The organism is Xanthomonas euroxanthea (assembly GCF_900476395.1).
Lineage (GTDB): Bacteria > Pseudomonadota > Gammaproteobacteria > Xanthomonadales > Xanthomonadaceae > Xanthomonas > Xanthomonas euroxanthea.
In genome coordinates, this window is sequence record NZ_UIHB01000005.1 from 487,736 (window position 1) to 512,304 (window position 24,569).

The following is a 24,569-nucleotide window of genomic DNA, read 5'->3' on the forward strand; positions in this document are numbered from 1 at the left end:
TTCCACGCGGCGCCAACGGCTAGGCTGGCATGGCAATTGCAACCTCCTGCTGTCCAGACAGGTACCTTCCGTGACATCGACCAGCAAGCGACGGCGGCAACGTGCACAACGCATCGCGTTGCACTTTGTGCTGAGCATTTCGTGCCTGCTGCTGCTTGGTTCGGAGTACTGGTCCATCCATGACGAGCGCACCAGCGCGCTGCATGCCGCCGAAGCGCAATCGTTGAATCTCGCCAATTCGCTGGCGCAGCATGCCAGCGACACCATGACCATCGCCGATGCCGTGCTGTCCGGGTTGGTGTCGCGGGTGGAGCACGACCAGGGCTCGGCCAGTGCGCGACTGGTCATGCATGACTTTCTGGTACATGAGGCGCGTCGCTCGGACCGGTTGCACGGCATCTTCATCTATGCGGCCGATGGCACCTGGATGAGTTCGTCACTGAGCAGCACGCCCAGGACACACAACAACGCCGATCGTGCCTATTTCAAATATCACCGCGACCATCGCGACGCCCTGTCGCTGGTCGGGCCACCGGTCCAGAGCCGCTCCGATGGTAGCTGGGTGCTCACGTTGAGCCGGCGCCTCAACACGCCCGGCGGCGAATTTGCAGGCGTTGTCCTGGTCACGCTGCAACTGAAGTATTTCCAGAACTACTACAGCAGCTTCGAGGTCGGCCCGAATGGCACCATCGGCATGACCAATGACGATGGCATCGTGCTGGTGCGCCGGCCCGACAAACCGGGCGTGATCGGCACCTCGATCGCCGGCACCTCGATCTACGTCACCATGCGCGCACGCAGGCACGGCACTGCGACCTATCGTTCGCCGATCGATGGCGTGGAGCGTATTTCCAGTTTCGCGCCGGCGCAGGCGTATCCACTGACTGTCTTGACCGGCGTCTCGGTCGATGACGCATTGGCCAATTGGCGCCAATCCGCGCGCCAGCGGATCATGATCGCCACCTTGGGATGCGTGCTGCTGCTGGGCGTGGGCATCTGGCTGGATCTGCAATTGCGCCGCATGCACCGCAACGAGGAAAAACTCAGCTCCGAAGCCTGGATAGATGCGCTCACCGGCATTGCCAACCGGCGTGCATTCGATCACCGGCTCTCGCGCGCCTTGCAGCAGGCGGTGCATCGACAAGCGCCATTGTCGGTGCTGATGATCGATGTCGATCATTTCAAGCTCTACAACGACACCTACGGCCATGTAAATGGCGACGCCTGCCTGCGCCTGATCGCGGGCGCAATCGCCGGCTGCTCACGGCGCAGCGAAGACATTGCCGCGCGTTACGGCGGCGAAGAGTTCGGCATGATCCTGCCGCAGACAGATGCTGCCGGCGCGTTGCGACTGGCCGATGCAATCCGTAGCGCCGTCGCCGCGCTCGGCCTGATGCACATGTCCAGCCCGACCAGCGCGCACGTCACCGTCAGCGTCGGCGCAGCGACGTTCGAACCGGGCGAAGTGCCACTCAGCCCTGATGCCTTCGTGCATGACGCCGATTCGGCGCTGTATCGCGCCAAGCAGAATGGGCGGAATCGCACATCGGCCTAGCGCAGCGGGCAACACCACTGCGCGCTACGCCGGGTGGGCGCGTCTCGCGCCCGAATCGGCAGGTGCCAGGCGCACGCACCCCTGCTGCGCGGCGCTTGCACCCGCCTGGCGATTGCTTGCGAGGGGGTGTCAGCCATGCCTGGTCGAGATTGGTCAGCGGTGCCGTCGTACCGGCCAGGTCAGCCTGCGCGTGCAGCAGCTTCGAAACCGCCGGCGTGCAGCGATGCCGCCAATGGCCAGCACGCAGAAGGCCCGCACAATGCGGGCCTTCCGGAATGGCAAACAGGCTGGCTGCCGATCAGAACGGGATATCGTCGTCGGCAAAATCGTCCATCGGCGGTGCCGACTGCTGCTGGGCCGGCTGCTGACGACGCGGGGCATAGTCCTGACCGCCGCCCTGACCACCGCCGCCTTGCTGCTGGCGCGGCGCCTGGCTGCGCTGCGGGCGATCGCCGCCCATGCCACCGCCACCGCCTTCGCCACGGCCGCCAAGCATCTGCATCTCGTTGGCGACGATGTCGGTGCTGTACTTCTCCACGCCGTCCTGGCCGGTGTACTTGTCGTAGCGCAGCTCGCCTTCGACGTACACCTGCGAACCCTTGCGCAGGTACTCGCCGGCGATCTCGCCCAGCTTGCCGAAGAACACCACGCGGTGCCACTCGGTGCGCTCCTGGTTGTTGCCCTCGCGGTCCTTGCGCATGCTGGTGGTGGCCAGACTCACGCGCGTGATCGCCATGCCGGCCTGGGTGTACTTGGTGTCGGGATCGTTGCCGAGGTTGCCGACGAGGATGACTTTGTTGATGCCGCGGGCCATAGATGCTTCCGAGATGGTGCGCCGGCGCCGATGGGGCGCGGCGGTGAATGTCTTGGTGCCAATGTTACCGCACCTGCCCTGCCCCGGTGCCTGTAGGTCCCCGCAGCGCCGGGCCGGGGAATGCCGCGCCGGCAGGTCGGAATCCGGGCACTCCCGAACCTGCCCGGCGCTGACGCCGCAAGGGTTTGCGGCTGCCGTGAAGACCTCCGGACACGGCCGACGGGACGGATCTGGCCCAGACACCTATAATCGGCGCACATCACGAACGCCTGCGCATGACCATCGCCGAAGACCTCCCCACCGTCCTGGGCCTGCCCCAGATCCAGTCCCTCGCCGCGCCCGACATGGCCGCGGTCGACGCGCTGATCCGCCGCCGCCTGGCCTCGGACGTCGTGCTGATCAACCAGATCGCCGATCACATCATCTCCGCCGGCGGCAAGCGCCTGCGTCCGATGCTGGTGATGCTGGCCGGTCACGCCGCTGGCGGCTCCGGCCCGGAGCACCACCAGTTGGCGGCGATCATCGAGTTCATCCACACCTCCACCTTGTTGCATGACGACGTGGTGGACGAATCGGACCTGCGCCGCGGGCGCAGCACCGCCAATGCGCTGTGGGGCAATGCACCCAGCGTGCTGGTCGGCGACTTCCTGTATTCGCGCAGCTTCCAGTTGATGGTGGAGCTGGATCGCATGGAAGTCATGCAGATCCTGGCCGACACCACCAACCGCATCGCCGAAGGCGAGGTGCTGCAGCTGCTGCACGTGCACAACCCCGACACCGACGAAGCCGCCTACCTGCGCGTGATCGAGCGCAAGACTGCGGTGCTGTTCGCCGCCGGCACCCGCCTGGGCGCGCTGGCCTCGGGCGCGGACGCGCAGGTGCAGCAGCGCCTGTACGACTACGGCATGCAGTTGGGCTTTGCCTTCCAGATTGCCGATGACGTACTCGACTACGCTGCCGACGCAGCCGACCTGGGCAAGAACCTGGGCGACGACCTGGCCGAAGGCAAGGCGACCCTGCCGCTGATCCACGCCATGGCGCACTCGGATGCGGGCACCCGGGAGCGGCTGCGCCAGATCGTCGAGCAAGGCGATGCAGCCGCGATGCCGGAAGTGTTGGCCGCCATCCACGCCACCGGCGGACTGGACTACAGCCGCCAGCGCGCCGCCGAATACGCAGCCGCCGCCGAACAGGCGCTGGACACCCTGCCCGCCAGCCCGGCGGTCGCCGCATTGCGCGGCCTGGCTCGCTACGCGGTGCAACGCACGCACTGATCCGGGGCTGGACGCCCCGGACGGAAGTGGGCATTTGGGATTGGGGATTCGCAAAATCGGCTGCTTGTGCTTTCACGACTCCCGGCATGCGATAGCGCAACGACGCTCAGCCCAAAGCCCTGAGCACTAGCTCACAGGAAGATTCGAAGAACGGAACCACGCCGTTGCGAATCCCGAATCCCGAATCACCACTCCCGGCTAAAGCCCAGAGCACTAGCTCACAGGAAGATTCGAAGAACGGGACCACGCTGTTGCGAATCCCGAATCCCGAATCACCACTCCCTGCTATCGACCAAACCGCTCATCGAAGAAGTCGCCCAGCATGCGGTATGCACGCGTCGCCGCACGCGGGTTGTACAGGCAGCCCGGCGGGCTGTTGGCATCGGCTTCGGCAAAGCAATGAACGGCCCCACTGAAGTTGACGAACTGCCAGTCCGCGCCGGCCGCAGTCATCTCGGTTTCGAACGCGGCGATGTCCGCCTTGGTCACGCTCTTGTCGTCGGCGCCGTTGAGCACCAGCAGCGGTGTCCTGGCCGAACCGGCGGCCGCCGGGCTGGGTGTGGCGATACCGCCGTGCAGGCTGACCACACCGGCCAGCTGGGCGCCCGCGCGCACCAGTTCCAGCACCGTGGTGCCGCCGAAGCAGAAGCCCACCGCGCCGATCCGCGATGCATCCAGCGGCGCCTTGCCGGCCTGCGCCTTGAGCACATCCACCGCCTTCACCGCGCGGGCGCGCAGCGTCTGCGGGTCCTTCTTCAGGGCACCGGCAAACTGCCCGGCCTCGCTGTCGTTGGCCGGACGCCTGCCCTTGCCGTAGACGTCGGCAACCAGCACCACATAGTCGTCGCCGGCCAGTTGCCTGGCCTTGGTGACTGCCGAATCGTTGACCCCGCGCCAGTTCGGCACCATCACCAGGCCTGGGCGCCTGGCGGCACCGGCATCGTCGTAGACCAGCACGCCGCTGAAGGTGTCCTTGCCGATCGTCCATTCCAGCGGCTTGGCCTGCATCGCAGCGGCGGCGGGCAACGCCAGCGACGCCAGGACACCGAACACCCCAACGCCACGCCATCTCCATTGCTTGTGCATGTGCCTGCTCCCGGGAAGGTCCGGCGAGTGTAGGCGCTGTTGCCGTGCAGGCCGGGTCATCGCCGGCGACGGCAGAGCGGTTGCGTCGGCGGCCTGCAGCCGCGATCGAAAACTCGAGGCGAATGACCGCCATCGACCGGCGCGGTCATTGCAGCGCTACTGCACGCCCAGGCCCGGAATCGCGCTGATCATCGCCGGGTCGAACCCGGTCAGCTGCGCAAAATGGCGGCCGCGCGCGACGTAGTCGCTGTACGCGCCGAAGCTGGGCGCCCCCGGCGACAGCAGCACCACACCGCCCTGCTCGCCCAGGGCCTCGCGTGCCAGCCGCACGGCATGTTCCAGGTCGGCGGCCGCATGCAGGCCGAAGCGGCCGCTCTCGGCCAGCGGGGCCAGCAACGCATGGATCCGCGGCCCGTTCGCTCCCATGGTGACGATTTCCAGCGGCGCTTTCTGCGCCATCTGCGCGGCAAACTCCTGCCAGTCCAGCCCACGATCGTGCCCACCCACCAGCAAGGCCACACGACGCTGCGCAAAGCAGGCAAGCGCCGCAAGTGACGCATGCGGCGTGGTGCTGATCGAGTCGTTGACGTAGCTGATGCCGTCCACGCTGCCAAGCAGCTGCAGGCGATTCGGCAACGGGCGGAAGCTCGCTGCGGCCGGCGCCAGTGGCGCAGCGTCCAGGCCCAAGGCTTCCACCGCGGCCAGCACCGCGCACAGGTTGCGCCGATTGTGTTCGCCCGGCAGCGGCACGTTGGCGGTATCGAACACCGGCTGCTCGGCGCGATACACCACATCGCCGCGCAGGTGCCAGCCATCGGGATGGTTGAACCAGCGCACCTGGCTGTCGGGCAACTGCAGCTGGGTCAGGTGCGGGTCGGCCGCGTTGAGCAAGGCGATGCGCGGGCGGCCTTCGGTGACCAGCGCCAGCTTGTCGCGCACATAGCGCGCTTCATCACCATGCCAGTCCAGATGCTCGGGAAACAGGTTCAGCACCAGCGCCAATTCCGGACGCGCGCCGCTGCGCCCCACTTCACCGGTCTGGTAGCTGGACAGCTCGATCGCCCAATAGCTCGGCGGCGGTTGCGGCGCCAGCACTTCCAGCAAGGGCTGGCCGATGTTGCCGACCAGCGCGGTGCGATGGCCGGCCGCACGCAGCAGATGCGCCAGCAGCGCGGTGGTGGTGCTCTTGCCCTTGGTGCCGGTGACGCAGATGGCGCCAGGCACATAACCGTCAGGCTGCGCATGTTCGGCAAACCACAACGCGGTGCCGCCGATGAATTGCGTGCCGTGCACGGTTGCCGCGGTGTGCGCCTCGGGGCGATACGGGCTGATGCCGGGCGACTTCACCACCACCTCGAACCGGCCCAGCGCCTGCGCGCTGGCATCGGTTTCCACATGCAACGCAGCATCGGCTAGCGTCTCGAGCTCGCGCGCTTCGTCGGCGTTGCAGAACACCGTCAGCGTTTGCGTCGGCAACGCGGCGCGCAGTGCACGATACGCGGCGCGTCCTTCGCGCCCCCAACCCCATAACGCAACCGCCTTGCCCTCAAGCTGCGAAATTCGCACGCACGCGCTCCCACAGCGCCGACGGAATCCGGTGCTCGCCGTCGATGGCCAGCAACGGCTCCAGCTGCAGTTCCTGCTGGTCCAGCTGCGGCTGGATCTCGCGGATGAAACGCAGCACCAGCGCGTCTTCCTTCCATTCGGCACGGCCGGCCAGCACCGCCATTGCCGCCCGCGATTCGCGGCCTTCACCCACGCATTCGAACGGCTTGTGGTCCTGGAATTCCAGCAGCGCATCGTAGCCGCCGGCCTGGCCTGCATCGTCGAGCAGATTGCGCCCGAAGATGTTGACCAGGCGCGTCTTGGGCATGAACGGTGCCAACGCCAGGAACACGAAATGGCACTTCGGGCAGACCCCGCACCAGCGATGCACCGGGCGCTCGCCCATGATGTGGAAGTTGCGGTTGCAGCTGGAAAAATGCGCGTCGTAGTGGTCGGTCTTGGCGAACTGGCGCGCCACCGCCAGCTCCGACAACGGCCGCAGCAACGAGTAATAGCGCAGGTCGGCCGCCACATGCCGCTGTACGTAGTCGCCGAATGCCTGCTCGAACGCCCAGCCCTTGGACCACTGGTGATTGACCTCGCCGGTGCCGGGAATCTGGCTGCCGTAACTGGCCGAACGCTCGTTGGAAAACACCACCTGGTCCACGCCATTGAGCAAGGCGGACAGCACCAGGATGGCCGAGTTCACCGCGGTGACCGGGATATGCCCGTTCCACGCGCCCTGGCGATTGAGCTCGAACAATTCCGGCGCCAGCACGCGGCCGATATTGAGCACCGGCAGACCGGTGCGCTCGGCGCAGGCACGGATCAGCTGCGAGCCGCCGATCCAGCTCACCGTCTGGTCGATGCCGGCGTGCCGCAGGGCTTCGATGCTGACCAGCGAATCCTTGCCGCCGCCGATCGCGACCAGGGCATGCTCGCGCAGGCCCAGCGCCGGCGCATCGGCCGTTGCCGGTGCGGCCACCGGGAAGCGGATCCTGCCGTGCAGGTTCAAGCCATTGCGGTAGGCGAACTCGCCCAGGCCGTGCAGGTAGACACTTTCCACCAGCGCGGCGGTGTCCGCGTCGATGGCGTAACCGTCGATCTGGATGGTCGGCGGTACCGCCGCCTTGAAATAGCTGACGCCGGCGATGAGGTGCAGCAGGCGCAGCGCCTGTTGCACCGCAGCGGCATGCGCGCCGTCCAGCGCAAAGGGTGCACCCGGCACCGCGACGGTCTCGACCAGTTCCGGCCCTTGGTCGAAGGCATACACCAGCGTCGCCACGCCGGTCTGTGCGTCGAGTGCGCAACGCACGAAACGGAAGGTGGAGATCTGGTGTTTGTCGAAAGCGCTCATGGACTACCTGCAGGAACACGTACGCGACGCAGATAACGTCGGCACAGGACATATTCAATCATGGAAAACGGCACCACGGCCCACAGCAACGGCAGGCAACCGAATAGCACCGCCAGCACCAGCACATCCAGGCGTGCGGCCGTTGCGTCGCCAGACACCGCGAAGGCAACTGCGAGATACAGCGCCACCACCGGCACATAGCTCAGCGCGCTCAACAGCACCGTGCGCACCGCCATCCCGCCACTGCGGCGTGCCGGAGCCCGCGCATCGCGTCGACGTTGCCAACGCCCGGCCAGCCATGCGCCGATACCGGCGGCGACCAACGCGGGCAGCGCCCATTTGAAGGTGTCGCTCCACGGCATGCCCAGGCTCAGTTGCTGGAGCGCGGTGGCGAACACGATCGCACCGCCACCGGCCAGCGTACTGAGCGCAACGAACTCAGCCTGCGGGCGCATCGATCACCTCTTCGCGCGGCAATTCGCGCTGGTTGTAAGTGCTGGCCATCGAGTAGCCGTAGGCACCGGCATCGGCCACCAGCATCACATCGCCCGGCGCGGTGGCGGCAGGCAGACGACGGCGCTTGCCGAACACGTCGGAGGATTCGCAGATCGGCCCGACGATATCGAAGCTGCCATCGGCCGGCGCGTCGAGCTGGCTGAGGTTTTCGATGTCGTGCCAGGCGTCGTATAAGGCGGGGCGGATCAGCGTGTTCATGCCCGCATCCAGGCCCACGCGCTGCACACCGTCCTTTTCGATCACCTGGGTCACCTGCGCCAGCAGCACGCCGGCTTCGGCCACCAGGTAGCGGCCCGGCTCGATCGCCAGGCGATAGCCCGGATGCACCGCCTTGACCTCGGCCAGGCCCTTGGCCCACACCTCCAGGTCGAACGGCTCGTCCTCGGCGCTGTAGGGAATCGGCAGGCCGCCACCGATGTCGATGGTCTCCACCGTGCCGATGCGGCGCGCAAAGCCGGCCAGTTCGTCGTACATCATCCGCCAGTGTTCGCCGGTCTCCACGCCACTGCCCAGGTGTGCATGCACGCCGGTGATGGTGACCTCGAGCGTGCGCGCCACTTCCACGAACTCATCCACGCGCGTGGACGACAAGCCGAACTTGGACGCCTTGCCGCCGGTGTTGACCTTCTCGTGATGCCCGTCGCCATGCCCCAGGTCGATGCGCAACCACACGTTGCGGCCACGGAACACCTCCGGCCAGCGCCGCAATGCTTCGACGTTGTCTACGGTGACGGTCACGCCCAGCGCGAATCCGGCTTCGTATTCGGCCTTGGGCGCGAAGCTCGGCGTGAACAGCACGCGCCGCGGCGACAGCTCGGGCAAGGTGTCGAACACGCGGCGCAGCTCGCCGTGCGAGACGCATTCCAGGCCGAACCCGGCCTGTTCCAGCGCCATCAGGATCGCCGGATGCGCATTGGCCTTGATTGCGTAATAACGCTGATCCACCGCCGCGATCTGCGCCAGCGCCTGCGCCCGCGCACGCACCGTGGGCAGGTGATAGACGTAACGCGGCGTGCCGGCCCTGGACAGCGTCAGCAGATGCGCGCGCTCGGCATGCCACCACGACGTGGGCCGCGGGCGCACCGAACCGATGATCTGCCGCCAGCGCGGACCGAACACCTCGCCTTCGCTCACCGGCATCGCGCCGCTGTCGATCAGTTCCGCATGCAGGATCGGCAGCAGGCCATCGGCATCGGCTTCGTCGATGACGAAGGTCAGATTCAGGTCGTTGGACGACTGCGAAATCATGTGCACGCGTTCCTGCCCGAACGTGGCCCACACATCGGAAAGCTTGTGCAGCAGCGAGCGCATGCCGCGCCCGACCAGGGTGATTGCCGCGCAGGGAACAATGATCTTGACCTTGCAGATCTGCGACAGATCAGCCGACAACGCGGCCAGCACGTCGGTGTTGACCAGGTTCTCGCTCGGGTCCAGCGACACGGTGACGTTGGTTTCGGCCGACCCGATCAGGTCCACCGACAGGCCGTGCTTTTTGAACAGCGTAAACACATCGGCCAGGAAGCCGACCTGCTGCCACATGCCGATGCCTTCCATCGACACCAGCACGATGCCGTTGCGGCGGCTGATCGCCTTGACGCCCGGCACCGGCTCGGCATTGCCGTCGATGCTGGTGCCCGGCAGATCGGGGCGCTCGGTATCCAGGATCGCCATCGGCACACCGGAATCGCGGCACGGCTTGATCGAGCGCGGGTGCAGCACCTTGGCGCCGGTGGTGGCGATTTCCTGCGCTTCGTAATAGTCCAGGCGGGTCAGCAGCCGCGCGTCCGGCACTTCCTTGGGATTGGCGCTGAACATGCCGGGCACGTCGGTCCAGATCTCCACGCGGCTGGCGCCGAGCAGTGCACCGAAATACGCCGCCGAGGTATCCGAACCGCCACGCCCCAGGATCGCGGTGCCGCCATCGGCGTGCCGCGAAATGAAGCCCTGGGTGATCAACAGGCGGGTGGGCTGCGCATCGAAACGCGCGCGCCAGTCGGCGTCGGACTGCCATTGGCAGGACACCGACAGGCGCTTGGACCATTCGCTCTGATTGGGCTGCGGCGGCAGCGCCGACAGCCACTGGCGCGCATCCAGCCAGCCCATGTCCAGGCCGCTGGCATGCAGGTACGCCGCACCGATGGTGGAAGACAGCAACTCGCCCTGCCCCAGCACCTCGGCCTGCCAGTCCAGCGTGCGCGCGGCCGCGCGCGCGTCGCCGACCAAGGCATGCAAGGCGGCCAGGCGCTCGCCCAGCACCGCATCTGCATCCAGCTCCAGCTCGGCCAGGAACTGGCGGTGACGCTGCTCCAGCGCGGCCACGCGCTGGGCGCTGTCGGCGGCGCCATCGGCGATCGCGGTGAGTTCGTTGGTCACGCCCGACAATGCAGACACCACCACCAGCACACGGCCACCGGTTTCCTCGGCCCGTTTGCCCGCCAGTTTTCCAATCGTGTCCCAGCGATGACGACGCGACACCGAGGTGCCGCCGAACTTGAGGACGATCCAACGATCGGTAGAGTGGGGAGCTGACATGGAGATAGGCGTTTAGGATGAGGGGGAAAACGCCCGGTACGCCGGGCGGAACCTCCGATTCTACTGCCAATGTCGCCCACATGACCCCGCGTGCGGTCACAGCATGCCGGCGGCCGCTTCCATCACCGCAACGGTTTGCGCTGCGACCATCCACGCGCCTTCCATCGACCGAGATCCATGCCCCATGAGCAAGCACCGCTACCTGCAACTGGATGTCTTCGGCGGCCAGCACGGCAACGGCAATCCGTTGGGCGTGGTGCTCAACGCGCAGGCGTTGTCGTCGGAGCAGATGCAGCAGATCGCCGCGTGGCTGAACCTGTCGGAGACGATTTTTTTCCTGCCGGTCAGCGCGCCCGATGCGGATTACCACATCCGCATCTTCACCCCGCGCGCCGAGTTGCCGTTCGCCGGCCACCCCAGCGTCGGCGCCGCATGGGCGGCGGCAACCCACGGGCTGGTGGCGTTCAAGCCGGACGGCCGGATGCGCCAGCAATGTGCGGCGGGCGTGCTGCCGGTGCAGGTGATCGACCGGCATGGCGCCCTGCTGGTGCGGCTGCAGGCACCGCGTGCGCAAGCGATCGAGACAGGCGCGATCCATGCCGCGGCGTTACGCGATGCCTGCGCGGGTCTGCGCGTGGCCGACCACCCGGCCGCCCTCTGGAACAACGGCCCCGGCTGGTGGCTGCTGGAACTGGCCGACGCGCAGGCGGTACGCCAGGCGAAGCCCGATTTGTCTGCGATCACCCGCCTGACCCAGGCCAGCGCGGCCACCGGCCTGGCCATCTACGCGCCGCAGGCCAATGGCGACGCAGACCTGGTGGTACGCGCCTTCTGCCCCGGCGACGGCATTGCGGAAGATCCGGTCACCGGCAGCGCCAACGCCTGCATTGCTGCGTGCCTGCACGGCCAGGGACGCGTACCGGGCGAGGCGTCGCGCTATGTCGCCAGCCAGGGCCGCGAGGTCGGCCGCGACGGCCGCGTCCACGTGGAGGTGGATCACCAAGGCGAGGTCTGGATCGGCGGAACGACCCGGCAAGTGATCGAAGGCCGCATCGATTGGTAAGCTGCCGCGCCCTGTTCGCGGATCCGCCACCATGACCACCCGCCGCTTCCTGCAACTGGATGTGTTCTCCGCCCGCCCCGGCAGCGGCAACCCGCTGGCAGTGGTGCTGGACGCCGAAGGCCTGGACGATGCCGCGATGCAGGCCATCGCACGCTGGACCAAGCTGCCGGAAACCACCTTCGTGTTTGCGGCGCCGGACGCGCACAGCAGTTATCGGCTGCGGATGTTTTCGCCACAAAAGGAAGTGCCGTTTGCCGGCCACCCCAGCGTGGGCACCGCACATGCGGTGCTGGAGGCCGGCCTGGCCGCGCCCGACGACGGCGTGCTGATCCAGGACGGCATCGCCGGCCAGCTGCCGCTGCGCGTGGAGCAGATCGCAGGCCACCGCAGCATCGCCATCCGCACCCCGCGTGCACGCGTGGCCGAGCAGGTGCAGGCCGACGACCCGCGCCTGCGCGATGCATTGCGCGGCTGGCCCCTCGGCGGGCTGCCGCCCGCCTTGATGGACGGCGGCCGCACCTGGTGGGTGGTGGAACTGGCCAGCGAAGCGGCACTGCGCGGCCTGCAGCCGGCTTGGGAGGCGATCGCCGCGCTGGCCGAATCCACCGGCAGCATGGGCGTGTTCGCCTATGCCGGCGCCGCAGCGCCCGGCGCCTACGATCTGGCGGTGCGCGCCTTCGTCGGCAATGGCCGGCGCTTCGAAGATGCCGCCTCCGGCGCGGCCAATGCGGTGCTTGCCGCCTGGCTGGACAGTCGCAACGCATTGCCCGGCAAGGAACGCCGGTATGTGGTCAGCCAGGGCCGCGAGATCGGCTTCGACGCCCTGCTGGAATTGCGCATCGATGCCAATGGTGACGTGTGGTCGGGCGGCCAGGTGCAGACGGTGATTCGCGGCACGCTGGATTGGGCGTGATCGCCGCCTGATCCTGCGGCTGCGCACGCCTGGGTCGAAACGAACGCTGTGGCCTCCCACAGCGTTTTCGTCATTCAAGCGGCTGATGGAGATCGCCCGAGCACGGCGCGATGCCGCGGCGCTCAGTCGGGACGCACGTCCACGCGCACGCGGATGCGATCGCCCGGGTTGTAGTCGCTACGCGTGTGATAGGTGCGGCCCGCGTATTCGTACGTCACATCGTAGCCATCGACACGATCGCGTTCGCGGCGGTAGGACACCGGCTCGCAGACGCTGACATTGCCCTGGTAGTTGCGGTTATTGGCTTCGTAGATCGAACGGCCTGCCGCGACACCGGCCATGGTGCCGACGGCGGTACCGACCAGGCGGCCATTGCCGCCGCCGACCTGACTGCCGAGCACCGCACCCGCGATCCCGCCGATCACGCTGGCCACCCCACGATTGGACACGCCGGCCTGGCCGTAGCTGCCGCCATCGCGGTAATAGCCATCGTTGCTGGTGTAGTAGCCGTCGGCCGGGCGGTTGTAGCAGCGTTCGCTGCTGCGCTCGTTGTACGTATCGGTGACGATGATCGGGTCCACGCGTACCACCCGCGCGTATTCGTAGCGACCATCCTCGTAGTTGCCACGTCCGTTGTAGCCGCCGTCATAGCGCTGCGCGGTTGCATTGCCTGCAACGGCCAGACCCACCACCAGAGCACCAAGCACGAGAGTTTTCATTGCAGCAGCTTCACAGGGAGGACACGCAGCCGATGCTCGGCCTGCGCCAGTGAAACCGCCCTGAACCGAACCGCTCCTGCAAAGCCCTATTTAGGTCGCCGCCAGCTGCGTACGCCGGCCACCATCGCCGGCGCACGCACAGGCATCACGCCTGGTTGGAAAACTCGCTTTCCAGGCTGATCGGCACCGCGCTCAGCGCCTTGGACACCGGGCAGTTCTTCTTGGCGGCGTCGGCCAGTTCGCGGAACTTGGCTTCGTCGATCCCCGGCACCACGGCGGTGAGCTTGAGGCGGATCTGCGACAGCTGCGGGCCGCCTTCCATCGACAGGTCCACGTCTGCACGCGTGTCCAGCGAGGTCGGCGGAAAACCGGCTTCGCTCAGCTGAGCGGACAGCGCCATGGTGAAGCAGCCGGCATGCGCGGCGGCGATCAGTTCTTCCGGGTTGGTGCCCTTCTCGTCGCCGAAGCGGCTGCTGAAGGCGTAGCGGGTCTTGTCCATCAGCCCGCTCTGCGGTGTGCTGAGCTGGCCCTTGCCGGTCTTGAGGTCGCCTTCCCAGTGAGCGGTGGCGTGACGTGAAATACCCATTGCGATCTCCTGCGATGAAAGGAGCGGTCACGATAGGCGAGTGGATGTTATGGCCTGGTGCCGGGATTCGGGATTCGGGATTCGGGATTCGGGAGTCGGGAGTCGGGAGTCGGGAGTCGGGAATCGTAAGAGCAGGCTGCGCGTGCGCTCTGATCGCAAGGGCTTTGCGAGCGTCTGCGCGACGACGCTCGGCCGGCGGCGGCCGCGACCGCATTGTGGATGCGCGGTCGCGTCGCCGGGCTGGCTCAACCTAGCAGGGTTTCCAGTACGGCCATGCGCACCGCCACGCCGTTGGCGACCTGGCGCAGCACGCACGATTGCGCGCCGTCGGCGACTTCGTCGGTGATTTCCACACCGCGGTTGATCGGGCCCGGATGCAGCACGGCAGCGTCACGGCCGGCGCGTGCCAGGCGCTCGCGGGTGAGTCCGTAGTCGGCGTGATACTGCTCCAGCGACGGCACCAGGCCTTCTTCCATGCGCTCGCGCTGCAGGCGCAGCATCATCAAGGCGTCGGCACCGTCCAGCATGGCGTCGAAGTCCTGGCCGACCACGCAACCGTCCAGCATGTCGTCGTCGGGCAGCAGGCTGGCCGGACCGCAGACGCGGATCTCGCCGGCACCCAGCGTGCGCAGTGCATGCAGGTCTGAGCGCGCCACGCGCGAGTGCTTCACGTCGCCGACAATCACCACCTTGAGCTTGGAAAAATCGGTGCCCTTGGCCTGGCGCAGGGTCAGCATGTCCAGCAGGCCCTGGGTGGGATGCGCACTGCGGCCGTCACCGGCATTGATCAGCGCGGTGCCCTCGCCTGCGGCTGCGGCCAGCGCTTCCACCGCACCGTCGTCGGGATGGCGCACCACAAAGCCGCGCACGCCCATCGCCTCGAGGTTCTTCAAGGTGTCGCGTGCGGTCTCGCCCTTGCGGGTCGAGGAGGTCGAGGCATCGAAATTGAGCACGTCCGCGCCCAGCCGCTGCGCAGCCAGGTGGAACGAGCTGCGCGTGCGCGTGGACGGTTCAAAGAACAGCGTGCACACCGCGGTGCCGGCGAGCACGCTGCGCTTGCCTACGCGCCCCACCGCCGCGTCGCGGATCTGGCCGGCACGATCGAGCAGTTGCAGCAGCGTGGTGCGCGGCAGTCCTTCCAGGGTGAGCAGGTGGCGCAGGCGTCCGTCCGAATCGAGTTGCATGGTGGTCATCGCAGGTCGGGAGTGTCAGGGAAGAAGGGTGGCTTGGTCGGGCGCGGCCAACCAGCGTTCGACGATCACCGCGGCCGCCATCGCGTCCAGCGCCTCGGCATCGCGGCGGCGCTTGCGCCCGTCGGCGCGCTCGCGCGCGAAGCGCTGCGCGGCTTCGACCGAACTGGAGCGCTCGTCGATCAGTACCACCGGCAGCGCATAGCGCTCGCGCAGTTGGCGGGCGAACGCATGTGCGCGCTTGCGTGCCGGTTGATCCTTGTCGTCCAGGGTCAGCGGGTCGCCGACCACCAGGCCGTCGGGGCGCCATTCCTTGTGCACGCGGTCCAGCGCGACCCAGTCCGGGCCATTCGCATGCACAGGGATGACCGCCACTGCACGCGCACCGGCGCCCAATGCAGTACCGACCGCCACGCCGATCCGGCGCGACCCCACGTCGAAGCCCAGCACCGTGCCATCGGGGCGGATCGCGCCCGCCTCAGGCATGCCCGGAATAATCCGTCAGCCGGAACAGATCCACGCCGATGCGCCCGGCAGCGGTCTGCCAGCGATCTTCCAGCGCGGTGGCGAACAGCACATTGGCATCCGACGGCGCGGTCAGCCAGCTGTTCTCGCCCAGTTCGAATTCCAGTTGCCCCGCGCCCCAGCCGGCACAGCCCAGCGCCACCAGCGCATTGCGCGGGCCTTCGCCGGCCGCCATGGCTTCGAGAATGTCGCGCGAGGTGGTCAGGTACACGCCCTGCCCCACTTCCAGGCTGGAATCCCAGTCGCGCGCATCGTCGTGGATGACGAAACCGCGTTCCGGGTGCACCGGCCCGCCGCTGAGCACGACCTGCTCACGCAGGTGGTCGTCGACGGTATCGATGCCCATCTGCGACAGGACCTCGCCCAGGGTGTATTCGGAGGGCCGGTTGACCAGCACGCCCATGGCGCCGTTCTCGTCGTGCTGGCAGATCAGCGCGACGCTACGCGAAAAAGTGGGATCGGACAGCGCCGGAAGCGCGATCAGCAGTTGGTTGGCCAGAGGCGTGGGCAAAACGGACATGGCCGCATTCTAGCCGTTCGCTTCGCCGCGCGCAGAGCCGCTGCCATACTTGCTGCACGCGGACGTCATTGGACTGCCGATGTGACCGATGGACTTGGACCTTGCAGACGCCACCGATGGTCCGGCAGGCAAGGCCGGCCCATTCAGATTGGTGGCGGCTGCGCAGCGGCCCTACAGGCTGTGCCTTACCGCGATCGATCTGCTCCGGTACGGCAGTCGATCTATTCACCCACGCGTCGCTGTTCGGTCGCTGTGGCCGTGCATCGGATTCCCGGCCACAGCGCCGGCCCTTGGTCCACTCACAGCCGGTCCACCTACAACCGGTCCATCAACAACAGGCATCTCATGAGCGGTTATTGCAGCATCGCCCCAGGCCATCCGGTCCATGGCCATTACCACGATCACGAGTACGGCTTTCCGCAACGCGAGGAGTCCGAGCTGTTCGAGCGCCTGGTGCTGGAGATCAATCAGGCCGGGCTGAGCTGGGAAACCATCCTGCGCAAGCGCGGCAACTTCCAGCGCGCCTACGGCGGCTTCGACGTGGACACGGTGGCGGCCTATGGCGAGAGCGACATCGCACGGCTGCTCGGCGATGCCGGCATCATCCGCAACCGCTTGAAGGTGCTGGCGGCCATCCACAACGCGCAGGTCATCCAGCAGCTGCGCACCACGCACGGCAGCTTCGCGCAATGGCTGGACGCGCAGCACCCGCTCGACAAAGCCGCCTGGGTCAAGCTGTTCAAGAAGACCTTCCGCTTCACCGGCGGCGAGATCACTGGCGAATTCCTGATGAGCCTGGGCTACCTGCCCGGCGCGCACCATCCCGAGTGCCCGGTATTTGCGGACATTCAGGCACTGTCGCCGCCCTGGATGCGCAGCGCGTGAGCGACACCCTGCGTGCCGCGTGCGAGGCGCCAGCATTCCGTGCCGCGGCCACACCGCATCACACCTCTCGCCTGCGCTGCTCGCTGAGCATTGGCGGGTTGCTGATTGCCTTCGCCGCGGCAGTGCCGCAGGCAGACGCGCACAAGGTGCCTGGGCTTTCGCTGACGCAGGTGCTGGACCAGTTGCGCCGTGACATTGCCGCCGTGCCGGCCAGCGACCCCACGCCCACAGGTACGCCAGCGGATATAGGAGCGGACGCTGGATTCAGCATCAACGGCCGCGGTGGCGACCAAGCGCTGTACTGGCTACGCATTGATGGACGCAGCTATGCGGCCTACCGCGACGGCGATTATTTCCAGGACACGTTGGCCCTGTCGCGCCCGTTGTCGCCGCTGCCCGCCGAGCGCCACCCAACCCAGGTACTGCAGATCCGCTATCGCTACCAGCACACGCTGGCGGCGCCGCACAAGGCTGCTGCCGAGCGCTTGCCCGAGGAATGCCAAGCGGACGACTGGCTGGCGCAACACCCGGCGATGCGTGCCGCGGTAGACACCCAGTTGCAGCACCTGCGCCTGGATGCGCAAGGCCGGCAACGCTCGCCTGATCCAGATGCACGCTGCCCGACGCCCGCCGAGAGCAGCGACCCCGAGCTGCAGGCGCAATGGCCATGGCATGACGCCGGGCATTACACGTTCGACTTTGTCGCCGATCTTGGCGTGCGCCACGGCAGCGACTGCTACAGCGCCAGCGTGGTGGCGGCGCACTAGATGACGCGGCCTTGCCGCAGCATCCACGATCACTGCACACCCGTCGCGGCATGGTCGGCACATGAGCATCCGCATCGGCATTTCAGGCTGGCGTTATGCACGCTGGCGCGGCACGTTCTACCCGACTGGCCTGGCCCAGCGGCGCGAGTTGGCCTACGCCGGGCGCTGTTTTCCCAGTGTGGAAATCAATGGCTCGTTCTATTCGCTGCAGCGGCCGGAGAGCTACCAGAGCTGGCATGACGAGACGCCGGACGACTTCGTCTTCGCGGTCAAAGGACCGCGGTTTGTCACGCATATGAAGCGGCTGCGCGATTGCGAACAGGCGCTGGCCAACTTCTTTGCATCCGGCGTACTGCGGCTGGGGCCAAAGCTAGGGCCGATCCTGTGGCAATTGCCGCCAAGCCTGCGCTTTGACGCAGCGGTGCTGGATGCATTTCTCTCCAACCTGCCGCACGACACCGAGGCGGCACTCGCCCTGGCGCGCAAACGCGACACCACCTTGATGCATGGGCGCACGGCCTTGAGCGTCGATCGCAAGCGCCCGCTACGGCATGCGCTGGAAATGCGCCATTCCAGCTTCTGCGACCCGTCCTGCATGAAGCTGCTGCGCAAGCACAAGGTGGGCGTGGTGGTGGCCGACACTGCAGGCAAGTTTCCGTACCTGGAGGATGTCACTGCCGACTTTGTCTACCTGCGGCTGCATGGCGACGCGCAGCTGTATGCCAGCGGCTACAGCGACCACGCTCTGGACCGCTGGGGCGAGCGGATCGCGGCCTGGGCCGCAGGCGGTGAGCCCTCCGATGCGCAGCGTGTCGGACCGCGTGCCAGCAAGCGCGCGCGGCGCGACGTGTACTGCTATTTCGACAACGACATGAAGGTGCACGCACCGTTCGATGCGCGCGGCCTGATGCAGCGACTGGACCTGCCCACAGACTGCCCGGCGCGCGAGGAGGTCGTGTAATTCCGCTGCGCGCTCACACGCCCATGTAGCGGTGCGGCCGGTGGTTGAACATCAGCACCAGGCTCAGCATCAGCGCGCCAATGGCCGAATACAGTACCTTGTCCGGCGTCAGCACGAAGAACGCGACTAGCATGAGTATCGCATCGAAACTCATCTGCACCTTGCCCGCACTCCAGCCACGCTCGCGCTGCAGGTACACCGCCAGGATGCCGATGCCGCCCAGGCTGCCGCGGTGGCGGATGAAGAACAGGATGCCCAGGCCCGCCAACGCGCCGCCGACGATCGCCGAAAACAGCGTGCTGATGTGTGCGTAATCGGCCCAGCGCGGCAGCAGGTCGGTGAGCGCACCGCAGGCGCCGACTGCGGCAAAGGTCTTCAAGGTGAACTCCCAGCCCATGCGGCGCACGCTCAGCCAATAGAACGGCAGGTTGACCAGCACGAACACCAGGCCGAAATTCCAGTGCAGCGCGTAGTGCAGCAGGAACGCCACCCCGGCCATGCCACCGATCATCAGGCCGCCCTTGGCGAAGATCGCCAGGCCCAGCGAGGCCACCAGTGTGGCCAGCACCATGCCCTGCACGTCCTCTGCCACCGAGTGGTGAAATGCGTGGTCGTCGGCCGAGGTGCCGGCTGAATCCGGTGGCGGCGTCAACGGACCGGACGTCATCACTGTGCCGTCGTCGGGCAACGGCTCTTGCTCCGGACGGAGATCGGAATCGGGAAGGCTCACGGGCTGGGCACTGCGGTGGGGTGCGGATATTAGACACTATCGGCGCACCTGGTTACATCTGAAACATCACACCGTCCGCGCCGTCCGCTGCGCCCGTGTCGCTGCGGCGCCATCCGCCGCTGGCATCGCGCACCGGACAGCTGCAGTCAGCAACACGCCGCGCCCGGCGCAGGCCATCCTGCTTCCCACCGGCCACGGCAGCACACCTGCAATCGCTCAACGAACCTCGGCGATCTCCACGCCATCCAGGCCCTGGGCAAGGGTCTTGGCGTCGCCGCCCTGCGAGAGCTTGATGCGCAGGCGCACCTCGTTCTGCGAGTCGGCGTAGCGCAGCGCGTCTTCGTAGCTGATTTCGCCGGCCTGGTACAGCTCGAACAGGCTCTGATCGAAGGTGCGCATGCCCAGGTTGGTGGACTCTTTCATGATCTCCTTGAGCTTGTGGATCTCGCCGTCGCGGATGTAGTCCTGCACCAGCGGCGTGCCCAGCATGATCTCCATCGCCACACGCCGGCCGCGACCATCCGGGGTCGGAATCAGCTGCTGCGCGACCACGCCCTTGAGATTGAGCGACAGATCCATCAACAGCTGGTTGCGCCGGTCTTCCGGGAAGAAGTTGATGATGCGGTCCATCGCCTGGTTGGCGTTGTTGGCGTGCAGGGTGCACAGCACCAGGTGGCCGGTTTCGGCAAAGGCCACGGCGTGATCCATGCCCTCGCGGGTGCGCACCTCGCCGATCATGATCACGTCCGGCGCCTGGCGCAGCGTGTTTTTCAGCGCGTTCTCCCAGCTGTCGGTATCGATGCCGACTTCGCGCTGGGTGATGATGCAGCCCTCGTGCTTGTGCACGAATTCGATCGGGTCTTCGATGGTGATGATGTGCCCGGTGGAATTCTGGTTGCGGTAACCGATCATCGCCGCCAGCGAGGTCGACTTGCCGGTACCGGTGGCACCGACGAAGATGATGATCCCGCGCTTGGTCATCGCCAGCGTCTTGATCACCGGCGGCAGGCTCAACTCCTCCACCGTGGGGATGCGCGTTTCGATCCGGCGCAGCACCATGCCGACCTGGTTGCGCTGGTAGAAGCAGCTCACGCGAAAGCGCCCGACCCCGGACACGCCGATGGCGAAATTGCACTCGTGGGTCTTTTCGAATTCTTCGCGCTGCGACGGCGTCATCACGTTCAGCACCAGGTCGCGACTCTGTTGCGCGGTCAGCGGCGTCTGGGTGATCGGACTGATCTTGCCGTGCACCTTGATCGCCGGCGGCATCCCCGAGGTGATGAACAGATCCGACGCCTTCTGGTGCGCCATCAGCTTGAGGAAGGAGGTGAAGTCGATGGTGCTCATGGCGTGCTCCTTCGGAGCCGGGAATGGGAAATCGAGAATCGGGAATCGGGAAAGCCAGCAACCGGGAGCCGGGACCGGTCAGGAAACCTGCTGTTGCGATTCCCCATTCCCGACTCCCTATTCCCGAATCACTCGAAGATCCGCTTGTCCTTGGCGTATTCGCGTGCCTGGTTGCGCGTGATCAGGCTGCGCTTGACCAGGTCCTGCAGATGCTGGTCAAGCGTCTGCATGCCGTATTGCTGGCCGGTCTGGATCGAGGAATACATCTGCGCCACCTTGTCCTCGCGGATCAGGTTACGGATGGCCGGGGTGCCGACCATGATTTCCCAGGCGGCGGTGCGCCCGCCGCCCACTTTCTTGAGCAACGCCTGCGAAATCACCGCACGCAGCGATTCGGACAGCATCGAGCGCACCATCGGCTTTTCGCCGGCCGGGAACACGTCGATGATGCGGTCGATGGTCTTGGCCGCCGAGCTGGTGTGCAGGGTGCCGAACACCAGGTGGCCGGTTTCGGCGGCGGTCAACGCCAGGCGGATGGTTTCCAGGTCGCGCAATTCGCCGACCAGGATGATGTCCGGGTCTTCGCGCAGCGCCGAGCGCAGCGCCTCGTTGAAGCCGTGCGTGTCGCGGTGCACTTCGCGCTGGTTGATCAGGCACTTCTGCGAGGTATGCACGAATTCGATCGGATCCTCGACGGTGAGGATGTGGCCGTATTCGTTCTTGTTGATGTAGTCGATCATGCCGGCGAGCGTGGTCGACTTGCCCGAACCGGTCGGGCCGGTGACCAGGATCAGGCCCTGCGGCTGGTCGATCAGCTGGCGGAAGATCGGCGGGCAGCCCAGGTCCTCCAGCGTCAGCACTTCGGACGGAATGGTACGGAACACCGCACCGGCGCCGCGGTTCTGGTTGAAGGCATTGACGCGGAAGCGCGCCAGCGACGTGATCTCGAACGAGAAGTCGACCTCGAGGAATTCCTCGTAATCGCGACGCTGCTTGTCCGACATGATGTCGTAGACCAGCGCGTGCACCTGCTTGTGGTCCAGGGCCGGAATATTGATGCGACGGACATCGCCATCGACACGGATCATCGGCGGCAAGCCAGCCGACAGATGCAGGTCCGATGCCTTGTTCTTGACAGAAAACGCCAATAGTTCAGCGATATCCATGCGCTGCTTTTCCCCTAGGCTGCGATTGGAAGTTACTCCCCAAGCGGCAGTATAGCGTTCTGGCTGCCGGCGGGAAGCGGCGCGCGCCCGGTTCAGGCCGGCACCATCGGGCGGGCCTGAAGGCGTTGGTTTGGGGCTACGGTGCGGGCACGCTCCTTGCCTGGCCCGGCTCGGGCATCGACTGCCGGCTCGCCACGCCTACGGCCGGTCCCGGCACCGCCGCGCGCCAGTGCAGCGTCATTGGCCGGCCCGATTCGGCAACCCGGCTGGAAGGACGCTGCCGGGGGCGGCACTATAGCGTTCCTTTCCCGCCTGGATTGCCACGTGCCGGCTTCGTCGCTGCAGCAGATTCTCGATGCCATCCACGCCGCCGCGGCTCGGCACGCGCGCGCCGATGTGCGCCTGCTGGCAGTGTCCAAGACCCGGCCGGCGGATGCGGTTGCCGCGCTGGCGGCGCAGGGCCAGCGGGCGTTCGGCGAAAACTACGTGCAGGAAGCGCAAACCAAGATCGCCCAACTGCAGGCGCTGGGCCTGGAGTGGCACCTGATCGGCCACCTGCAATCCAACAAGGCCGAACTGGCCAGCCAGTGGTTCGACTGGGTGCAGACCGTGGACCGCGCCAAGCTGATCGCGCCGCTGGCCAGGCACCGGCCGGCCGATCGCGCACCGTTGAATGTGCTGATCCAGGTCAATATCGACGACGAGGACAGCAAGCACGGCTGCGCGCCGGAGGCGGTCGACGGCCTGGCCGCGGCCATCGCGCTGCAACCGCAGCTGCAATTGCGCGGCCTGATGGCGATCCCCGCGCCGTTTCCCGAGCAGGCGCGCCGCACGGCGGCGTTTACCCGCATGCAGAACCTGTTCGAAGACCTCAAGCGCCGGTATCCGCAGGTGGATACATTGTCGATGGGCATGAGCTCGGACTTTGCCGAAGCGATCGCAGCTGGCGCGACCATGGTGCGGGTGGGAACTGCCTTGTTCGGCGAACGCGCTTCATCGGCTGCCGCAGCGTCCTGAGCATTCCTTCCGGTCAGCCGCGCGCAGCGTCGCTGCGCCCTCTTATCCTGCTCCCTCTTATTTAAGGTGTCGCAATGACTCTGCCCTCCGCCCCCGCGCCCTTGCCTGCTGCCGCTGCGCTCACCGCATTCGTCGGTGGCGGCAACATGGCGCGCAGCCTGATTGCCGGGCTGATCCGGCAAGGCGTCCCCGCTGCCAGCATCCGCGTCGCCGAGCCGGTGGCCGAACTGCGCGATGCGCTGGCGCGCGATTTCGGCGTGCATGCCGTGGAGCAGGCACGCAGCGCGGTGGAGGGCGCAGCCGTCTGGGTGCTGGCGGTCAAGCCGCAGGTGCTGCCGGCGGTATGCGCGCAGCTGGCCGATCTTGCGCAGGCGCAACAGCCGTTGCTGCTGTCCATCGCCGCCGGCATCACCGCGCCGCAGCTGGAGCGCTGGTCCGGCGGCAACCTTGCGGTGGTGCGCGCGATGCCCAATACGCCCGCGCTGCTCGGTGCCGGCGTCACCGGGCTGTATGCCAATTCCCGCGTGTCCGACGAGCAACGCGCGCAGGCAACCGGCTTGCTGGAGAGCGCCGGTGTCACCGTCTGGATCGACGACGAAGCGCAGATGGACGCGGTGACCGCGGTCTCCGGCAGCGGTCCGGCCTATGTGTTCCTGCTGGCCGAAGCGATGGAAGCCGCCGCGCGTGCGCAAGGCCTGCCAGCCGAGACCGCACGCACACTGGTGCTGCAGACCCTGCTCGGTGCCTCGCGCATGCTGACCGAATCGGGCGAAGCACCGGAGCTGCTCCGCCGCCGGGTGACCTCGCCCAACGGCACCACGCAGGCGGCAATCGAGACTTTTCAGGCCGGCCAGTTCGAAGCGCTCACCGCCCAGGCGATTGCCGCAGCGACCGAACGCGGCCGCAGCTTGTCGGCGGCCAATGATTAGTCGGCCGGTGACGGGACATCATCCAAAGCAGGAATGTCTCGCAGCGGCCGGCCGTGCCGCGCGCGGGAGTGCCAAGGCGACTGTGCGGTGGAACCGTCACGACGCGTCGCGCATCGGCGCCTGCCAGGTGCAGGAAAAAACCCGGCGCACGTGACTGGCGCACATGGCAGCAACAGCGCGAACGCAGCGGATCGACGGATCGAACAAGGCCTCGGGTACGCGTACCAACCGCCGGCAACGCCAGACGTCTCCTGCAAGGCGTAGCCACGCAGCAACGCTGATCGCGGCAGCGAACGCCACCGCCGGCAGCACACCGTGAGCGACGCTCGGCACCGAGCGCGCTGCAAAAAAGCACACATGCCTTCGCGCAAAGGACCTGCTGCTGTGCGTCAGACACCGCATCGCCATGCGCATTGCAGCCGCTTCGACAGCGCTTTGGCGGGGGTTTTCTGCCAGCGGTGAACGAATCCCCGTCAAAAGACGCTTTTTTTCGGTTGTTTCATCGTTTGCCTATTGGCGGCGCGCAGCAGTTGCCCTACATTTCGCGTTGCCGACCGGGTCGGCAGACCCAA

23 protein-coding genes are annotated in these 24,569 nt (G+C 66.8%); 9 read left to right on the top strand and 14 right to left on the bottom strand.

Annotation, left to right across the window (positions count from 1 at the left end; genetic code table 11):
* Positions 1-70: 70 nt before the first annotated feature.
* Complete coding sequence (locus CPBF1521_RS16270) at positions 71-1,555, top strand: sensor domain-containing diguanylate cyclase (RefSeq protein ID WP_104583105.1); 1,485 nt, start codon at positions 71-73, stop codon at positions 1,553-1,555.
* 298 nt (positions 1,556-1,853) lie between these two features.
* On the opposite strand, the gene CPBF1521_RS16275 is transcribed toward CPBF1521_RS16270, so the two are convergent.
* Positions 1,854-2,369, bottom strand: coding sequence for a single-stranded DNA-binding protein (locus CPBF1521_RS16275; protein ID WP_104648114.1), 516 nt, complete (start codon positions 2,367-2,369; stop codon positions 1,854-1,856).
* Between the two features lie 275 nt (positions 2,370-2,644).
* Here CPBF1521_RS16275 and CPBF1521_RS16280 point away from each other — a divergent pair, with 275 nt between their 5' ends.
* The gene (locus CPBF1521_RS16280) at positions 2,645-3,643 is read left to right on the top strand and encodes a polyprenyl synthetase family protein (RefSeq protein WP_115677625.1); all 999 of its coding nucleotides are present in this window, start codon (positions 2,645-2,647) and stop codon (positions 3,641-3,643) included.
* A gap of 285 nt (positions 3,644-3,928) precedes the next feature.
* Here the strand turns inward: CPBF1521_RS16280 and CPBF1521_RS16285 are convergent, their stop codons facing one another.
* The 5 genes from CPBF1521_RS16285 to CPBF1521_RS16305 form a co-directional block, all read right to left on the bottom strand.
* Positions 3,929-4,729, bottom strand: a complete 801-nt coding sequence (locus CPBF1521_RS16285; RefSeq protein WP_181901262.1) for a dienelactone hydrolase family protein — start codon at positions 4,727-4,729, stop codon at positions 3,929-3,931.
* Positions 4,730-4,885: 156 nt separating this feature from the next.
* The gene (murD, locus tag CPBF1521_RS16290) at positions 4,886-6,295 is read right to left on the bottom strand and encodes a UDP-N-acetylmuramoyl-L-alanine--D-glutamate ligase (protein WP_115677626.1); all 1,410 of its coding nucleotides are present in this window, start codon (positions 6,293-6,295) and stop codon (positions 4,886-4,888) included.
* The gene (murL, locus tag CPBF1521_RS16295; RefSeq protein ID WP_115677627.1) at positions 6,276-7,631 is read right to left on the bottom strand and encodes a UDP-N-acetyl-alpha-D-muramoyl-L-alanyl-L-glutamate epimerase; all 1,356 of its coding nucleotides are present in this window, start codon (positions 7,629-7,631) and stop codon (positions 6,276-6,278) included. The genes murD and murL overlap by 20 nt, the downstream gene beginning before the upstream one ends.
* On the bottom strand, positions 7,628-8,086 hold the full coding sequence (locus tag CPBF1521_RS16300; RefSeq protein ID WP_115677628.1) for a hypothetical protein: 459 nt from the start codon (positions 8,084-8,086) through the stop codon (positions 7,628-7,630). Before CPBF1521_RS16300 ends, murL begins: the two co-directional genes overlap by 4 nt.
* Entirely contained in the window at positions 8,070-10,679 is a 2,610-nt protein-coding gene (locus tag CPBF1521_RS16305; RefSeq protein ID WP_115677629.1) for a bifunctional aspartate kinase/diaminopimelate decarboxylase, read from the bottom strand. The genes CPBF1521_RS16300 and CPBF1521_RS16305 overlap by 17 nt, the downstream gene beginning before the upstream one ends.
* 184 nt (positions 10,680-10,863) lie before the next feature.
* Here CPBF1521_RS16305 and CPBF1521_RS16310 point away from each other — a divergent pair, with 184 nt between their 5' ends.
* Together CPBF1521_RS16310 and CPBF1521_RS16315 are read left to right on the top strand one after the other, a co-directional pair.
* Positions 10,864-11,742 (top strand): PhzF family phenazine biosynthesis protein, encoded by an 879-nt coding sequence (locus CPBF1521_RS16310; protein WP_115677630.1) that lies wholly within the window; start codon positions 10,864-10,866, stop codon positions 11,740-11,742.
* 31 nt (positions 11,743-11,773) lie between these two features.
* Positions 11,774-12,655 carry a PhzF family phenazine biosynthesis protein gene (locus tag CPBF1521_RS16315; RefSeq protein ID WP_115677631.1) on the top strand — a complete coding sequence of 294 codons (882 nt, stop codon included), beginning with the start codon at positions 11,774-11,776 and terminating at the stop codon, positions 12,653-12,655.
* A 122-nt stretch (positions 12,656-12,777) separates the two neighbouring features.
* On the opposite strand, the gene CPBF1521_RS16320 is transcribed toward CPBF1521_RS16315, so the two are convergent.
* The 5 genes from CPBF1521_RS16320 to CPBF1521_RS16345 form a co-directional block, all read right to left on the bottom strand.
* Positions 12,778-13,374 carry a glycine zipper 2TM domain-containing protein gene (locus CPBF1521_RS16320; protein ID WP_164739147.1) on the bottom strand — a complete coding sequence of 199 codons (597 nt, stop codon included), beginning with the start codon at positions 13,372-13,374 and terminating at the stop codon, positions 12,778-12,780.
* 145 nt (positions 13,375-13,519) lie between these two features.
* Complete coding sequence (locus CPBF1521_RS16325; RefSeq protein WP_104648124.1) at positions 13,520-13,960, bottom strand: OsmC family protein; 441 nt, start codon at positions 13,958-13,960, stop codon at positions 13,520-13,522.
* 245 nt (positions 13,961-14,205) lie between these two features.
* The gene (locus CPBF1521_RS16335; RefSeq protein ID WP_104583093.1) at positions 14,206-15,153 is read right to left on the bottom strand and encodes an aspartate carbamoyltransferase catalytic subunit; all 948 of its coding nucleotides are present in this window, start codon (positions 15,151-15,153) and stop codon (positions 14,206-14,208) included.
* A 15-nt stretch (positions 15,154-15,168) separates the two neighbouring features.
* Positions 15,169-15,636: a Holliday junction resolvase RuvX gene (ruvX, locus tag CPBF1521_RS16340; RefSeq protein WP_104583092.1), complete on the bottom strand. Its 468-nt coding sequence runs from the start codon at positions 15,634-15,636 to the stop codon at positions 15,169-15,171.
* Positions 15,629-16,195: a YqgE/AlgH family protein gene (locus CPBF1521_RS16345; protein ID WP_115677633.1), complete on the bottom strand. Its 567-nt coding sequence runs from the start codon at positions 16,193-16,195 to the stop codon at positions 15,629-15,631. The genes ruvX and CPBF1521_RS16345 overlap by 8 nt, the downstream gene beginning before the upstream one ends.
* A 345-nt stretch (positions 16,196-16,540) precedes the next feature.
* On the opposite strand from CPBF1521_RS16345, the gene CPBF1521_RS16350 reads away from it, so the two are divergent.
* From CPBF1521_RS16350 to CPBF1521_RS16360, 3 genes are all read left to right on the top strand, one after another.
* A complete protein-coding gene (locus CPBF1521_RS16350) occupies positions 16,541-17,080 on the top strand; it encodes a DNA-3-methyladenine glycosylase I (RefSeq protein WP_104648127.1) in 540 nt (179 codons plus the stop codon).
* Complete coding sequence (locus tag CPBF1521_RS16355) at positions 17,077-17,847, top strand: hypothetical protein (RefSeq protein WP_235858472.1); 771 nt, start codon at positions 17,077-17,079, stop codon at positions 17,845-17,847. Before CPBF1521_RS16350 ends, CPBF1521_RS16355 begins: the two co-directional genes overlap by 4 nt.
* Positions 17,848-17,908: 61 nt before the next feature.
* Positions 17,909-18,808 (top strand): DUF72 domain-containing protein, encoded by a 900-nt coding sequence (locus tag CPBF1521_RS16360; protein ID WP_115677634.1) that lies wholly within the window; start codon positions 17,909-17,911, stop codon positions 18,806-18,808.
* A gap of 13 nt (positions 18,809-18,821) precedes the next feature.
* Here CPBF1521_RS16360 and CPBF1521_RS16365 read toward each other — a convergent pair whose 3' ends face one another.
* The 3 genes from CPBF1521_RS16365 to CPBF1521_RS16380 form a co-directional block, all read right to left on the bottom strand.
* Positions 18,822-19,496 (bottom strand): YitT family protein, encoded by a 675-nt coding sequence (locus CPBF1521_RS16365; RefSeq protein ID WP_166763425.1) that lies wholly within the window; start codon positions 19,494-19,496, stop codon positions 18,822-18,824.
* A 258-nt stretch (positions 19,497-19,754) separates the two neighbouring features.
* On the bottom strand, positions 19,755-20,885 hold the full coding sequence (locus tag CPBF1521_RS16370; RefSeq protein WP_016902355.1) for a PilT/PilU family type 4a pilus ATPase: 1,131 nt from the start codon (positions 20,883-20,885) through the stop codon (positions 19,755-19,757).
* Between the two features lie 128 nt (positions 20,886-21,013).
* Entirely contained in the window at positions 21,014-22,051 is a 1,038-nt protein-coding gene (locus tag CPBF1521_RS16380) for a type IV pilus twitching motility protein PilT (RefSeq protein ID WP_104583089.1), read from the bottom strand.
* A 324-nt stretch (positions 22,052-22,375) separates the two neighbouring features.
* On the opposite strand from CPBF1521_RS16380, the gene CPBF1521_RS16385 reads away from it, so the two are divergent.
* Positions 22,376-23,068 (top strand): YggS family pyridoxal phosphate-dependent enzyme, encoded by a 693-nt coding sequence (locus CPBF1521_RS16385; protein WP_115677635.1) that lies wholly within the window; start codon positions 22,376-22,378, stop codon positions 23,066-23,068.
* Between the two features lie 74 nt (positions 23,069-23,142).
* Positions 23,143-23,997, top strand: a complete 855-nt coding sequence (proC, locus tag CPBF1521_RS16390) for a pyrroline-5-carboxylate reductase (protein ID WP_115677636.1) — start codon at positions 23,143-23,145, stop codon at positions 23,995-23,997.
* Positions 23,998-24,569 lie beyond the last annotated feature (572 nt).